We start from the raw sequence: 13,713 nt of genomic DNA, 5'->3' as shown, positions 1-13,713 counted from the left end.
AAGGCTGGCATTGACGCTGCCATATCGTCAAGGTGAACGTTGACAGTCATAATGGTACGGTGCCAGAGCTACCCGACCTCGCCGAGCTGCTGTCGATCGTCGAAGCACGCAGCGCCGACGACACCGACGCCCTGACCCGCCTCACCGTGGCCGAAGGCGTGCTGTCCGACCTGCGGCAGGTCGGCGACCGCCTGCTCGGCTACCTGGTCGAGCTGGCCAGGGCCGAGGGCTGCTCATGGGCCGACATCGGCGACCACCTCGGCATCAGCCGCCAGGCGGCCCAGCAGCGTTACGGGCGGCGCTGGTCCAGCCTGACCATCGCCGATCTGGCCAGGTCGGGGGCGTTCGAGCGGTACACGGGCCGGGCCAAGGAGACCCTCGAACGCGCCGAAGCGCACGCCCGCCGCCTCGGCCGCGCCTCCATCGAGGCCGGTCACGTGCTGCTCGGCATCCTCGACGACCCGAACACCCTGGCCGTCCGCGCCATCGCCGCCCAGGACACGGACCCGGCCGCCGTACGGGAAGGGCTGGAACGCCGGCTGCCCACCGGCCCCGGGTCGCCGGCGGCGCTCTCGGTGGGCGCCGACGCCCGGCGCGCCCTCGCGGCGGCGCTCACCGAGACGGCCGAGCTGCGGCACAACTACATCGGCACCGAGCACATGCTCCTCGGCCTCCTGCACGACAAGTCGGGCACGGTGGGCAAGCTCCTGTGGGAGCACGGCATCGCCCTGGACCCGACGCGGGCCGCCGTCCGGGCCGAACTGGAAGCGTTCCTCCGAGCCAGAGAAGGCTGACGCGGGCCGACGTACGGGCTGCACGGGAAGCGATCCTGGGCGCGCCAGGGAGGGCTGACGCGGCCCGCCGTACGGGCCGAGCTGGAAGCGTCCCTCCGCGCCAGGGAGGGCCGGCGCGCTTCGGGGAGGGGCGGTAGGGCAGGCCCTACCGCGAGGTTTCCCGTGTACGGGATCGAGATCATCCCTGACCGTCCGTAGTTTTGACCGCATGATCGTAACGAGCCTCCGCCGGTGGACCGGCGCCTCCGCCCTCGCCCTCGCCGTTCTCGGCGGCACCGCCACGCAGGCCGCGGCCACCGCCCCCTCGCTCCAGGCGACCCTGAACGACCTCGTCGCCAAGAACGGCTTCCCCGCCGCGCTGGCCTCCGTGCAGGCGCGCGACGGCAAGCTGCGCAACCTCACCGCCAAGGGAGAGGAACGTCCGCCGGCCGACGGGTACGTCCGCATCGGCAGCAACACCAAGACGTTCACCGCCGTGACCGTGCTGCAACTCGTCGGCGAGGGCAAGGTCAAGCTGGACGCCCCCGTCGAGAAGTACCTGCCGGGCCTGCTGCGCGGCAAGGGCATCGACGGGCGGCGCATCACCGTACGTCAGCTCCTGCAGCACACCAGCGGGCTGCCCGAGTACACCGACACCCTGTTCACCAACGGCATCCTGCCGATGCTGCACGAGCACCACGAGCCCCGTGAGCTTCTTGACATGGCGCTGCGGAAGAAGGCGCAGTTCGCCCCCGGCACCAAGTGGGTCTACACCAACACGAACTACATCGTCGCCGGCCTGCTCATCGAGAAGGTCACCGGTCACCGCGCGAGCGAGGAGATCACCAGGCGTACCGTCGACAAGATCGGCCTCAAGCGCACCTACTTCCCGGCGGACGGCGACGAGAAGATCCGCGACCCGCACCCCACCGGCTACCACCGGGACGAGGCTGAGCAGCCGATGACCGACGTCACCGAGCTCGACCCCTCCGGGGCCTGGACCGCCGGCCAGATGATCTCCACTCCCAGCGACCTCAACCGCTTCTTCACCGCTCTCCTCGGCGGCAAGCTGCTCAAGCCCGCCCAGCTCAAGGAGATGCGCACCACGGTCGCGGCGCCGCAGATCGGCCGCGACGGCGGGTACGGGCTGGGCCTGATCCGCGTGAAGCTGTCGTGCGGCGTCACCGCCTGGGGTCACGGCGGCTCCATCCCGGGCTACTACACCTCCAACGCCGCCACGGAGGACGGCCGCGCCGCCGCCATCGCGGTCACCCACATCCCCACCTCGGCCCCCGCTCAACAGCAGGTCGAAGCCACCCTGGACACCGCCCTCTGCTCTCAGCACTGAGCCACAGCCCGGGACACCCGTCAGCGCTGAGCCACAGCCCGGGACACCCGTCAGCGTTGGACAGCCGCCCGGTGCACCACCCTGTCGTCGCCGCGTCCCGGCCAGGCCATGACGAGCAGCCGCTGCCCCACCCTCTTCTCCCAGTCCGGCGGGTCGTAGTGGACGCGGATCCGGTAGTGCCCCTTCCTGCCGCGCAGCGCGAGGTCGGGGAGCTCGACGCCGGCCAGGTTGTCGGTGAGGACGATGCTGCCGGTCGGGCTGTCGTAGCCGACCTCGACCACGTGCTCCCAGCCCTTGGTCTCGACCGGCGGGCGGCGGTCGTAGGTCTCGGTGGTGACGCAGACGCGGTAGGTGGTGTCGACCTCGATGAGCAGCCGGCCGGGCGAGGTGGCCACCAGGTCGAGGTCCTGCTCGTACGCCCCGTCGTCCGGTATGCCCTCCTCCTCGTACGCCTCCAGCCAGACCTCGGGCCAGACCGGCTCCTTCTCCCTGGTGGCCCGCACGGGCTCGATCAGCGGCCGGTGCCGCGGCGCCCGGTCGCACTGGGCCTGCTCCTCGGCCTCCCACGCCAGCATCTCGGCCTCCTCCTCGGCGACCGCCGCATCCACGTCCGCCCTGGCTTTGGGGCAGATGTCGCCAAGGAGAGCGGTCTCGTCGAGCACCGCGACGCCGTGCGCGGCCCGGAACTCGGCCGCCTCGCGCAGGTCCCCGCGCGTGTAGACGCCGCAGAGCCGCCGCCCGTACGCGATCAGCCGCTCGTCGGGCATCTCCTTGCCGAACGGCGGGCTCTCGATGCGCCGGACCGCGCAGACGAACCGCTGCTCGCCCGACATCCTCGGGTCCGCCGCCTCGCAGTCGCTCGCCGTCGTGAACCGGCCGGGCGCCTGATCCGACGGCGGCACAAAGGCCAGCACCGCCGCCGTCGCCGCGCTCGCCACCACCGTCTGGTACGGGCGGCGCCTGCGCGGGCTGCCGCCGTGGGCGAGGAGCAGGAGCAGCGCGGAGGCCGTGAAGGTGGCGCTGTACCAGAGCGGGGAGATGCCGGGGCCGGCCGAAAGCATCTGATCCGGAAATATCGGGACACCACGTAACGGGCTCTCGTACAAGGCCGAATCCGGCAGGAGAGTGCTGGAGGGGCCGACGACACCGCTCACCGCGCCGACCACCGCCGCGACCAGCAGCACCCCGGCCGTGCCGAGCACGAGCCGGGGCGTGCGCACCAGCACGGCCGCCAGCACCAGCCCCGCCGCGCCGCCGATGCCGACGAGGATGTCCAGGGGCAGCCAGAGCTGCCGCAGGAACCAGCCGCCCGTGTCGAACCACGACGCGACCGGGCCACGCGGCCCCACCCAGGTGAACACGCCGTCCACGCAGTTCACGACGGCAGGCACCAACGGCAGCACCACCGCCACCACCTGCACCGGCCACCACCGCAACCGAACCGTGGCAGCACCACCACGAGCCTGGGGACTCAGGGCTGTGCCACTGCGTGATGCAGGAGGCCGGGTGCTCGTGGATGCGGCACTGTGCGGCTGCGGTGGCACGCGGGGCTCGGCGGCGCTCACGGCTGTGGTGCTGTGCGGCCTCGGCGGTGCGGTGGACGGCGGGCTGGCGGACGCGCCGGTCGGGCTCGCGGACGTGGCGGGTTGCGGGTTCGGGAGCGTGGTGCTCGGCGGGCTCGGGGATATGGTGTCGTGCGGCTCCGGCGGCGCGACGCGGGGCCCAAGGCTTGGGGGTGTGGCGTTGTTCGCTGCCCTGGGCGGGTTGCCGGCTTCGCGGGCGGAGCGGCCGAGCCACACAGCCGTGATCACCTCGATCACCAGCCCGGCCCCTTCGCCCCAGATGTACGCCGGGCTGAACGGGAACGACAAATCAGGCACCAGCACGGGCGCGGCGGCGACCGCGGCGCCCGCCCACAGGGTGCCCCGCCGCCACCGCCCGTCCTTCGCCTGCGCCACCAGGGTCAGCACGAGCCAGAGCAGCCACGTCACCCCGCCCAGCGGCAGGACCCGGTACAGGATCTCGGCATCGATCGAGGCCGGCTCCAGTGCCAGGTGGGCCAGGGCCCGCACCGGTTGCAGGAGCCCTACGACGAGTGCCACCAGCCGCAACGACCGGGACACCCCGCGCATCACGCGATAGAGCAGCACCACGGCGGCGGCCCATACGACGATCTCCGGCAGGTCCACCCAGGGCAGGCGGTCGGTGAGCTCGCACAGCGCCCACACGTACAGGGTGATCCGCAGCCACCGCTCGTCCGCGCCCGGCCTTCCGCCGGAGCCGTCGTGGCGCTTCGGGAGGAGCTGCCACAGCCCCCAGACGCGTACGAGCCCCACCAGGACCAGCATCAGGAGGTGGTCGGTGTCCAGCTCGTCGGGATCCCCGGCGTACCGGCCGTAGACGAGCAGCAGGAGCAGGCGGGCGTCGCCGCTCAGGAGCGCGGCGGCGCCGGACGCGGCGACCAGGACCGCGAGGGCGGCGATGAGGATGGGGCCGAGGCGGTAGCGGAGCATGGGAGGTTCCTCGGGGGGCGAAGGAACAAACCGCCCAACCCTAGCGGTGCGGCGGAAAGGCGTCGAGGAGGCTATCCGGCCAGCTCGTCTCCCTCCACGGCCATCGGTGGCGGCACCCGCTGGGGGGTCAGGGTCGTGCGGCCGATCAGCCAGTCGGCGAGCTGGTCGCGCTCGATCAGGAGGAGGGGCTGGCGGGCGTTCGACGCCTCGGTGCGGGCCTGGCGGGTGAGGCGGCCGGAGGTGACGAGGACGCCGGTGTGGCCGGCGAAGGTGTTGGCCAGCGCCCCCAGGAAGTTGCGGACCTCGGGGGCGCCGACCGTGCGGCTGTAACGCTTGCACTGCACCGCGTACGGGGTGCCGCCCGGCGCGACGGCGGTGATGTCGACGCCCCCGTCACCCGCACGGCCCCGCTCGCGGACGCGCCGGAACCCTTCGGCGATCATGCGCTCGGCGACGAGATGCTCGAACTGGGACCCGGTCATGAGATCGACCTTCGCCAATTCGGTGTTGGCCGCGAGGAATTGCCGCCGATGCGCTTGGATAACCCGATATCGCAGGAATATGGCCCCGCAGAAAACGGCGATCAGGAGCACCGCGATGCCGACCGCCTGCGCCGGATTCTCCATGGCGAATTTGGCCATGAGTGCGACCGTGATGGCGGCGCCCACGAGGCCGAGCAGCAACAACTGCTCCCGCGCGCTCGACTTGGAGCGCTTCCTGCGACGTCCGTGCCGCTTCGCCATCGTTTCCTCCCGAAGGTTGGTGCTGATGGCGAGTATGAACGGTGACACCGACAGAATTCGAGCCCGCGGTCCTTTGTGGAGAAATGCCCTTGATGTCGGAGAACGACTAAAGCGAGGGCGCCGGGATGAACGCGGCCACCTGCTCGGCGAACTCCTCCGGGCTCACGATCGGCACGCCCAGCGTCTCGGCCTTGGCCCGCTTCGACCCGGCCTTCTCGCCCGCCACCAGCAGCGACGTCTTGGCGGACACACTGGAGGAGGACTTGCCGCCGGCCCGCTCGATCAGCTCGTTGACCTCGTTGCGGGTCAGCGCCGCCAGCGGCCCCGTCATCGCGCCGGTCACGACCACCGACATCGAGGCGAGCGGCAGGCCCTCGGCCGGCGCCTTCGGCTCCTCGCTGGGCGGGGTCGCGCCGGGCTCCACCATGTTCACCCCGGCGCGGACGAGCTTGTCGATCAGCGGGGCGAGCTCGATCAGCTCCTCCACCACGACCGGCGCCTTCTCCGGCCCGATGCCGTCGACCTGCTGGATCGCCTCGGCGTCGGCGGCGCGCACGGCGTCCATGGTGGCGAAGTGGCGGGCGATGCGGCGGCTCATCGAGCGGCCGGTGCCGCGCACGCCGAGCGCCGCGAACACCCTGCTCAGCGGCCGCGTCTTGGCCTGCTCGATGGCGGCCAGGAGGTTGTCGGTGCTGGTCTCGCCCATGCGCTCGAGGCCGAGCAGCTGCTCGCGGGTCAGGAAGAACAGGTCGCCGAAGTCGGCGATCAGGCCGGTGTCGAGGAGCTGCTTGATGCGGTTTTCCGCCAGGCCCTCGATGTCGAGGGTGTCGCGGCCGACCGCGTACGTGATGGAGGCGATCGCCCGGCAGCCGCGCCCGCGCACGCACCGCCACCGCTCCTGGGAGCTGTCGATCGCGTCGCCGCACGACGGGCAGACCTCGGGGATCGGGATCGGCCGCTCGTCGCCGGTGCGCAGGTGCACCACCGGCGCCTCGACGCGGGGGATGACGTCGCCCGCCTTGTAGACGGTGACGCTGTCGCCCAGCATGAGGCCGCGCCGGGTGATGTCGGCGACGTTGTGCAGGGTGGCGTAGGTGACGATGCTGCCGTCGAGCTCGACCGGCTCCAGCACGGCGCGGGGCGCGATGACGCCGGTGCGGCCGGTGTTCCACGTGACGTCAAGGAGCTTGGTGATCTTCTCCGTGGCGGGCAGCTTGTAGGCCACCGCCCAGCGCGGCGCCCGCGAGCTGAACCCCGCCTCCGCCTGGTCGGCCGCCAGATCGCACTTGATCACGATGCCGTCGATGCCGAACGGCAGCTCCGCCCGCGCCGCCGCGATCTCCCCGATGCGGCTCTGCGCCTGCTCGAGCGTGGTGGCCACGATGCCGGCCACCGGAGTGGCGGCCGTGGTCTGCACGCCCTGCCCGGCCACCCACTCCATGATCGTGCTGTGCGGCCATTCGCGCAGGCCCACGGCCAGATCGGACGTGTCGCCGGGTGCGGGCAGGGCGCCGTAGCCGAAGAACGTCAGCTCGCACACGTACGGCCGGTCCTGGGCGCGCAGCGTGCCCGCGGCGGCGCTGCGCGGGTTGGCGAACGTGGTGCCGTCGTGCGCCTGCCGCTTCGCGCACGCCTGCTCGAACTGCGAGGCCGTCATCATGACCTCGCCCCGCAGCTCCACCGTCACGGCGTCGGCCAGCCGCTCCGGCAGGCCGACGATGGTGCCGATGGCGTGCGAGACGTCCTCGCCGGCGGTGCCGTCGCCCCGCGTGACGAGCTGGGCCAGCCGGCCGTGCCGGTAGCGGGCCGAGATCGCCAGCCCGTCGAGCTTGGGCTCCACGCTCCACGCCGTGACCGGCCGCCCCAGCCGGCGCTCCACCCCCGCCGCCCAGTCGGCGAGCTGCTCGGCGCCGAAGACGTTGTCGAGGCTCAGCATCGGCACCGTGTGCGGCACGTCGCCCACCACCGCGCCGCCGGCCACCTTCCCGGTGGGCGACGACGGCAGCACCGACTCGGGATGCTCCTCCTCGTACGCCTGGATGCCGCGCACCAGCCGGTCGTAATCGTCGTCGTCGATCGTGGAGGTGCCGTCGCCGTAGTAGGCGGCGGCGGAGTCGACCGCGAGCTGCACCGCCTCGGCGTAGGCGGTGTCGTCGGCGAGGGCGGTGAAGGGGGGTGTCTCGGTCATGCACCCATCATGACCTGCGGCACCGACAATTCAGCGGGCCGGCTCAGCGGGCCGTTCCGAACGGGTTGTCGATCGCGTACCGCCACCGGCCGTCCGCGCCGCGCCTGGCCACGTCGGTGGCGGTGCCCTCGATGTGGACGTGCTCGCCGTCGAGGCCGGTGCCGTCGATCTCCCAGTCCACGACCAGCAACGCGAGGTCGCCGGCCGCGTACACGTGCCGGGGACGTACCGTGATCGGCACCCCCAGCCCCATGAACGCCACGTTCGCGGCGTGCGCGTCGGCGCCGGTCAGCGCCCTGCCCGGCGCGGGCACGAACATCGCCCCGCCCTCGTACACCTCGGCCACCGCCGCCGGGTCGCCGCTGTTGAAGCGCTCGGCGAACACGCCGGGCACGTCCTGCGGCCGCTCCGCGAGCTCACGCATCGTCCACCACTCCCTCTGAGCAGGTAGAAAACAGGTGACGGCAACGCTAGGAGGCTTCTCGGTGGCTCACCAAACGGTTCGTTACGCGCCCGGGCTGCCGGACGACTCCCGGGCCGCCGTGGCCGAGCCCACCCCGTCCTGCCCGGTGGAGATCACGCTCGCCGCGCTGCGCGGCCGGTGGACGACGCTGGTGGTGCGCGAGCTGCTCAAGGGCGAGCACACGTTCACGCAGCTCGCGCAGGCGTTGCCGGCGCTGTCGGACAAGGTGCTGACGGACCGGCTGGCGCAGCTCGCCGACAGCGGCGTGCTCGTCCGCGACCGCCGCCCCGGCTGGCCGCCCCGCACCTCCTACCGCCTCACCCCGCGCGGCCACCGTCTCGGCCCGGTGCTCCAAGCACTGTGGGACTGGGGCGCGGCAGGGGGCGACACCGACTGGGGCGCGGCGGAGAACGACAGCGGCCGGGGCGCGGCAGAGGACGACAGCGGCTGACAGCGATCCGGCAGCGATCCGGCAGAGCCTTTTGGCACCGTCGCGGCCATGGACATCACGGACGTTCTCATCGCAGGTGCCGGCCCGACCGGCCTGACCCTCGCCGTCGACCTGGCCCGCCGCGGCGTCGCCTGCCGCGTCGTCGAGCAGTCGCCCGAGCCCGCGGGCGGCTCCAAGGGCAAGGGCCTCCAGCCCCGCACGCAGGAGGTCTTCGACGATCTCGGCGTGGTCGCACCGATACTCGCGACCGCCACCCCGTACCCGCCGCTGCTGGTCAGGGTGGGCCGGGTGCCCGTCTGGCGGACCCGCATGCACAAGCCCGCCGCCGCCACGGACGCGGTGCCGTACCCGACGGTCATGATGCACCCGCAGTGGCGCACCGAGGCGGTGCTGCGCGAGCGGCTGGCCGAGCTGGGCGGGAAGGTGGAGCAGGGGGTGGCGCTGGCCGGGTTCGAGCAGGACGCGGACGGGGTGACGGCCAGGCTCGGCTCGGGGCGGAGCGTGCGGGCGCGTTACCTGGTCGCCGCGGACGGCGGCAGGAGCCCCGTACGCAAGGCGCTCGGCGTCGGCTTCACCGGCGAGACTCGCGAAGAGCAGCGCAGCGCGCTGGCCGACGTGCGGGTGGCGGGCCTGGACAGGGAGCACATCCACGTCTGGGTACGGCCGGGCAAGGGCATGGTGGCGCTGCACCCGATGGCCGGCACCGACACCTTCCAGCTCCTCGCCACGCTGAGGCCCGGCGTCGAGCCGGAGCGGACGCTGGCCTGGTACCAGCGGCTGTTCGCGGAGCGGTCGATGCTGCGCGGCGTGCGGCTGACGGAGCTGCTGTGGTCCTCGCTCTACCGGGTCAACATCCGGCTCGCCGACCGTTACCGCTGCGGCCGCGTCTTCCTGGCGGGCGACGCCGCGCACGTGCACCCGCCGGCGGGCGGCCAGGGCCTCAACACCGGCGTGCAGGACGCCTACAACCTGGGCTGGAAGCTGGCCAGGGTGCTGGCGGGGGCGCCGGAGGCGCTGCTGGACACGTACGAGGAGGAGCGCAGGCCGATCGCGGCCGGGGTGCTCGGCCTCAGCGCGGGCCTGCACGACAGGAAGTCGGTCAAACGCGACGAGAAGACCTACCAGCTCTCGCTGAGCTACCGGGGCGGCTCGCTGGCCAGGAGCGGCGGCGAGCGGGTGCCCGACGGCCCGATCACGCTCGCGGACGGGCGGCGGGCCCGCATGTTCGACCTGCTCAGGGGGCCGCACTTCACGCTGCTGTCCCCGGACCCGGCGCCGCGCATCCCCGGTGGTCCTGAGGTCCGGGCGTACGTGCCCGCGCGGCCGTACGGCACGGAACGGCACACCCTCGTCCGGCCGGACGGCTACGTCGGCATCGCCACCTCCTCGGCCGACGACCTGGCCGCCTACCTGGCGATGGTGTGAGGAACGCGGACGAGGCGGACCCCGTACACGACGATCCAGACCACCCACAGCAGCCAGCCGGCGAGCCCGATCAGCCCGAGCGGCCCCTCCTCCCGCACGACCGCGTAGCGAGCGTGGCCGAGGCGAACTGGAGCGCCGCCGTCACGAACCCCAGCACCCCATGCCAGAGCCGGACGAACCCGGCGCGCAGCGACCACGCCTCGGCGCGCTCACGTTCGGAGCGCCACAGGACGACGCCCGCGCCCGGGCCGATGAGACCCGCGTGGCGGTCTTCTCCTCCTGGCCGGCCGGCACCCTGCGCGCGGGCCTCGACGTGCGGGCCGCGACCGACGTGTACGCGGGCCTGTGCAGCATCGACGTCTACACCACGCTCACCGTCGAACGGGGCTGGTCACCGGATCGGGTCGAGCGGTGGTGGGGCGAGGCCCTGGCGCGCGAACCGCTTTCCTGATCAGGTCAGTCCGCCGACACCAGGCGCGCCGGGAAACCACCGGTCGCGATGGGCCCCCAGCGGTCGATGGCGATGCGGATCAGCGACTTGTCCTGGCGCCGCATGGCCTCGCGGTACTCGTCCCAGTCGGGGTGCTCGCCGGCGATGCACCGGTAGTACTCCACCAGCGGCTCCAGCGCCTCCGGCATGTCCAGCACCTCCGCGTGCCCGTCCACCTGCACCCACGGGCCGTTCCAGTCGTCCGACAGCACGCAGATCGACACCCGGTCGTCACGGCGGGCGTTGACCGCCTTGGCGCGGTCGGGATAGGTGGAGACCACGATCCGGCCGCTCTCGTCCACGCCGCAGGAGACGGGCGAGAGCTGCGGCCGCCCGTCCGCCCGGGTCGTGGACAGCAGGCCGTGGTGCCGGGGGCGCAGGAAGTCGAGCAGTTCGGGCAGGTCGACGCGGCGGGCGGTAGCGATGTTCGGAGCCATCTCGATGCCTTTCACTTCAGAACGTGCTCCGATCCTTTCAGACCGCCGGCAACCGCCTCATGCGGCACTCGCCTCCATGTCAGGCCGCCAGCAGCAGCCCCATGTAGTACTCGTCCACCCGCCGCCCGTCCACGTCCAGCGCGGAGCGCCGCAACCCCTCCACCTGGAAGCCGCACGCCAGGTACAGCCCGAGCGCCCGCAGGTTGTGACTCATCACGGTCAGCTCCAGCCGCGCCATCCCGGCCGCCCGCGCCTCCCGCACGGCCTGTTCCAGCAACCGCCGGCCCAGCCCCTGCCCCGCGTGTGCCGCCCGCACCCCCATCACGACATATCCGGTACGCCGGGCGCGCCTGTACGGAAGCACCTCCACCTCCACGTACCCGGCCGCCACCCCGCCCTCCGCCATGGCCACCACCACGAACGACGCCCCATCAGATCGGAGCGGCTTCGGCACCGGGTCACGCTCGCCCGGCTCCAGCAACATGAAACTGCTCTCCTCGTCCAGCCGCAGCCGCAGGTCGAGCAGGGCGGGCGCGTCGTCGGGCCCGGCACGGCGAATCTCGATCACGGACGCCGAGCCTGCGCGCTCCCGGCGCCCGCCGTCAACCCGGCCGGCTCCGATCCCTACAGCTGGACGAGCCCGACCCCCACCAGGACGAGCCCGGCCGCGGACGCCACGGCGCGCAGCGTGTTGAAGGCCGTCCACCGCGGCGAGTAGTCCTTGAACGACATGGAACCGGCGTCCAGCGCGTTGTTCATCGGCACGTTGATCACCACGGTGACGAGGAACGAGCCCACGAAGCTCACCGCGGCGGCGGCGAAGAACCACAGGGCGGCCGGGCCGTTCGCGAGGATGCCCGCCACCAGCGCCGCCAGCGGCGAGCCGAGGAAGGCGAGGTAGAGCCACGGGTTGAGGATCTTGCGGTTGATGCTGCGCATCGCGGCCTCGGCTTGGGCGGGGTCGATGGCGTTCAGGCCCGGCATGACGGACATGGAGAAGGTGTAGAACAGGCCCGTGAGGGCGCCGTGCAGCAGGAGGGTGATGAGCGCGAGTGCAAGCATGGTCTTATCGTGACGCCCGCCGAGTGAGACGGTCCAGCGGTGATGCGCTCGCTTCCATACGCGAGCGTCTACCTACGTGTGCTGCCGCGCCGCTGGTCCGCCAGGCCCGGACGGCCAGGGCGGCCTCGTCCTCGAACGCCCTGTGCGGTGCCATCGGCGCCGCACCGAGGAACAGCGGCACCGCCACGAGCGGCACGCCTGATCACACCATACGGTGATCTTGACGGAACCGTCCTGAGGGTTGCCAAGCGAACGAGATCGGGAGACCGTGGCGGCGTGCGCGATATCCCCGGACCTCCCACCCAGTCAGACAGCGGGCTGAGCGCCATCACGGCGGCGGGCGGCCTGCACGCCTACCAGCTCGACCTGCACGAACGGTACGGCCCGCTGGTGCGCTTCCAGCTCCCCGGCGCCCCGTCGGCCGTCTCGGTGGCCGATCCCGTGCTCCTGGAGGCCACGGCCGCCGTCAACAGCCGCCCGGACCGGCTGTTCGCGTTCCTGGAGCCGCTGTGCGAGGCGGGCAACCTGCAGACCCTGCCCGCCGACGAGCACGGCCCGTTCCGTCGCGCGCTGCTGTCGGTCCTCGCCGGCCGCCGCTCCCATGAGGCGCACTTCCCCGCGTTCACCGCCCTGGCCACGGACCTCGCCGACCGCTGGGCCGCCGCGGGCGAGGTGGCGCTCCAGCAGGACCTGAGCGCGTTGTCGCTGCGCATGATCTGTCAGTACGCCCTCGGCGGCGACATCGACGACCCCGCCGGGGTGGTCAGCGCGTTCGAGACCGTGCTGACCGTCTACCTGGGCCGCGGCCACGAGAGCGACGACGACCTGGCGCGGGCCGAGCAGGCGCTGGCCCACCTGCGCGCGGTCGTGGACGGCGTCCTCGCGGCCGGCGGCAGCGACCTGGTGGCCGCCCTGGTCAAGGCCGACATGAGCGCGGCCCGCATCCGCGACACCGTCCTCATGATCATGCTGGCCGCGCACCACACCACCGGCGTGGCCGTCTCCTGGACCCTCCACCTCCTGGCCCGCCACCCCGACGCCGCCGCCCGGGTGGCCGCCGAGCTGGACGACGTGCTCGGCGAGCGGCCCGCCCCGTCGTACGCCGACCTCAAACGCCTGCCCTACCTGGAGATGGTGCTCAAGGAGTCGATGCGCCTCTACCCGCCGGGCCCGTACGGCGCCCGCGAGACCACTGAGGACCTCACCCTCGGCGGCCACCCCATCCCGGCCGGCACCACCATCTTCTACCCGTTCTGGGCCGTCCACCTGAACCCGGAGCACTGGCCGGACCCGCACGCCTTCATCCCCGAACGCTTCACCCCCGAGGCGTCGGCGAGCCGCCCCCGCTACGCCTACGTCCCGTTCGGGCTGGGGCCGCGCAGCTGCGAGGGCGCGAGCCTGGCCATGGTCGAGGCCGAGCTGGTGCTGGCGGTGCTGCTGAAGCGGTTCCGCTTCGAGCCGGTCGAGGGCCACCCGGTGGTGCCGGTGGAGCGGTTCGTGCTGTGGGCGGAGGACGACATCCGGATGCGCCTGACGCCCCGCTGACCGGCGCGCGTACGAACGAGAGGGCCCGCCGGATGACGTGATCGCGTGTGGCACTGATCACGGCCGATGTGTGGATTCCTGCACAGATGATCGCTCGCGGTCTCCGTAGTGTCCCTGCTGTCGGGACAAGCCCGGCAGCACCGACACGAAGGAAACGGAGCCCGATCATGCGTAAGACCCTCGCGACCGCCGCCCTGGCCGGCTCGATGGCCGTCACCGCCCTGGCGCTCAGCCCGGCCGCCGCCCAGGCCGCCACGCCCGCCACCACGACCACC

General features: G+C 72.5%; 14 protein-coding genes. 7 read left to right on the top strand and 7 right to left on the bottom strand.

Going from position 1 to position 13,713, the window contains the following annotated elements; genetic code table 11:
* Positions 1 to 59: 59 nt before the first annotated feature.
* Positions 60 to 794 (top strand): Clp protease N-terminal domain-containing protein, encoded by a 735-nt coding sequence (locus tag HCN51_RS62445; protein WP_168013896.1) that lies wholly within the window; start codon positions 60 to 62, stop codon positions 792 to 794.
* 208 nt (positions 795 to 1,002) lie between these two features.
* Entirely contained in the window at positions 1,003 to 2,121 is a 1,119-nt protein-coding gene (locus HCN51_RS30110; RefSeq protein WP_168013894.1) for a serine hydrolase domain-containing protein, read from the top strand.
* A 50-nt stretch (positions 2,122 to 2,171) separates the two neighbouring features.
* On the opposite strand, the gene HCN51_RS30105 is transcribed toward HCN51_RS30110, so the two are convergent.
* Entirely contained in the window at positions 2,172 to 4,634 is a 2,463-nt protein-coding gene (locus tag HCN51_RS30105; protein WP_168013892.1) for a hypothetical protein, read from the bottom strand.
* Between the two features lie 71 nt (positions 4,635 to 4,705).
* A complete protein-coding gene (locus HCN51_RS30100) occupies positions 4,706 to 5,116 on the bottom strand; it encodes a restriction endonuclease (protein WP_168013890.1) in 411 nt (136 codons plus the stop codon).
* Between HCN51_RS30100 and HCN51_RS30095 the strand changes: the two genes are divergently transcribed.
* A complete protein-coding gene (locus HCN51_RS30095) occupies positions 5,093 to 5,422 on the top strand; it encodes a nuclear transport factor 2 family protein (protein ID WP_168013888.1) in 330 nt (109 codons plus the stop codon). The genes HCN51_RS30100 and HCN51_RS30095 overlap by 24 nt on opposite strands.
* A gap of 61 nt (positions 5,423 to 5,483) precedes the next feature.
* Here the strand turns inward: HCN51_RS30095 and ligA are convergent, their stop codons facing one another.
* Positions 5,484 to 7,565: an NAD-dependent DNA ligase LigA gene (ligA, locus tag HCN51_RS30090; RefSeq protein WP_168013886.1), complete on the bottom strand. Its 2,082-nt coding sequence runs from the start codon at positions 7,563 to 7,565 to the stop codon at positions 5,484 to 5,486.
* A 43-nt stretch (positions 7,566 to 7,608) separates the two neighbouring features.
* Complete coding sequence (locus HCN51_RS30085) at positions 7,609 to 7,989, bottom strand: YybH family protein (RefSeq protein WP_168013884.1); 381 nt, start codon at positions 7,987 to 7,989, stop codon at positions 7,609 to 7,611.
* A 61-nt stretch (positions 7,990 to 8,050) separates the two neighbouring features.
* Between HCN51_RS30085 and HCN51_RS30080 the strand changes: the two genes are divergently transcribed.
* The 3 genes from HCN51_RS30080 to HCN51_RS30065 all read left to right on the top strand — a co-directional run bounded on the left by HCN51_RS30080 (position 8,051) and on the right by HCN51_RS30065 (position 10,355).
* A complete protein-coding gene (locus HCN51_RS30080; protein ID WP_168013882.1) occupies positions 8,051 to 8,479 on the top strand; it encodes a winged helix-turn-helix transcriptional regulator in 429 nt (142 codons plus the stop codon).
* A gap of 48 nt (positions 8,480 to 8,527) precedes the next feature.
* Complete coding sequence (locus HCN51_RS30075; protein WP_168013880.1) at positions 8,528 to 9,904, top strand: FAD-dependent monooxygenase; 1,377 nt, start codon at positions 8,528 to 8,530, stop codon at positions 9,902 to 9,904.
* Between the two features lie 160 nt (positions 9,905 to 10,064).
* Positions 10,065 to 10,355, top strand: a complete 291-nt coding sequence (locus HCN51_RS30065; RefSeq protein WP_206068061.1) for a hypothetical protein — start codon at positions 10,065 to 10,067, stop codon at positions 10,353 to 10,355.
* Between the two features lie 5 nt (positions 10,356 to 10,360).
* On the opposite strand, the gene HCN51_RS30060 is transcribed toward HCN51_RS30065, so the two are convergent.
* The 3 genes from HCN51_RS30060 to HCN51_RS30050 form a co-directional block, all read right to left on the bottom strand.
* Positions 10,361 to 10,831 carry a PPOX class F420-dependent oxidoreductase gene (locus HCN51_RS30060; protein ID WP_080047456.1) on the bottom strand — a complete coding sequence of 157 codons (471 nt, stop codon included), beginning with the start codon at positions 10,829 to 10,831 and terminating at the stop codon, positions 10,361 to 10,363.
* Between the two features lie 79 nt (positions 10,832 to 10,910).
* The gene (locus tag HCN51_RS30055; RefSeq protein ID WP_168013878.1) at positions 10,911 to 11,399 is read right to left on the bottom strand and encodes a GNAT family N-acetyltransferase; all 489 of its coding nucleotides are present in this window, start codon (positions 11,397 to 11,399) and stop codon (positions 10,911 to 10,913) included.
* A gap of 56 nt (positions 11,400 to 11,455) precedes the next feature.
* On the bottom strand, positions 11,456 to 11,893 hold the full coding sequence (locus HCN51_RS30050; protein WP_168013876.1) for an anthrone oxygenase family protein: 438 nt from the start codon (positions 11,891 to 11,893) through the stop codon (positions 11,456 to 11,458).
* 276 nt (positions 11,894 to 12,169) lie between these two features.
* Here HCN51_RS30050 and HCN51_RS62440 point away from each other — a divergent pair, with 276 nt between their 5' ends.
* On the top strand, positions 12,170 to 13,438 hold the full coding sequence (locus tag HCN51_RS62440) for a cytochrome P450 (protein WP_206068060.1): 1,269 nt from the start codon (positions 12,170 to 12,172) through the stop codon (positions 13,436 to 13,438).
* Positions 13,439 to 13,713: the final 275 nt, after the last annotated feature.

Source organism: Nonomuraea composti (assembly GCF_012034275.1).
GTDB classification, from domain to species: Bacteria; Actinomycetota; Actinomycetes; order Streptosporangiales; family Streptosporangiaceae; genus Nonomuraea; species Nonomuraea composti.
The sequence above is the reverse complement of the archived record's forward strand: the minus strand, read 5'-3'. Positions and strand labels throughout refer to the sequence as shown.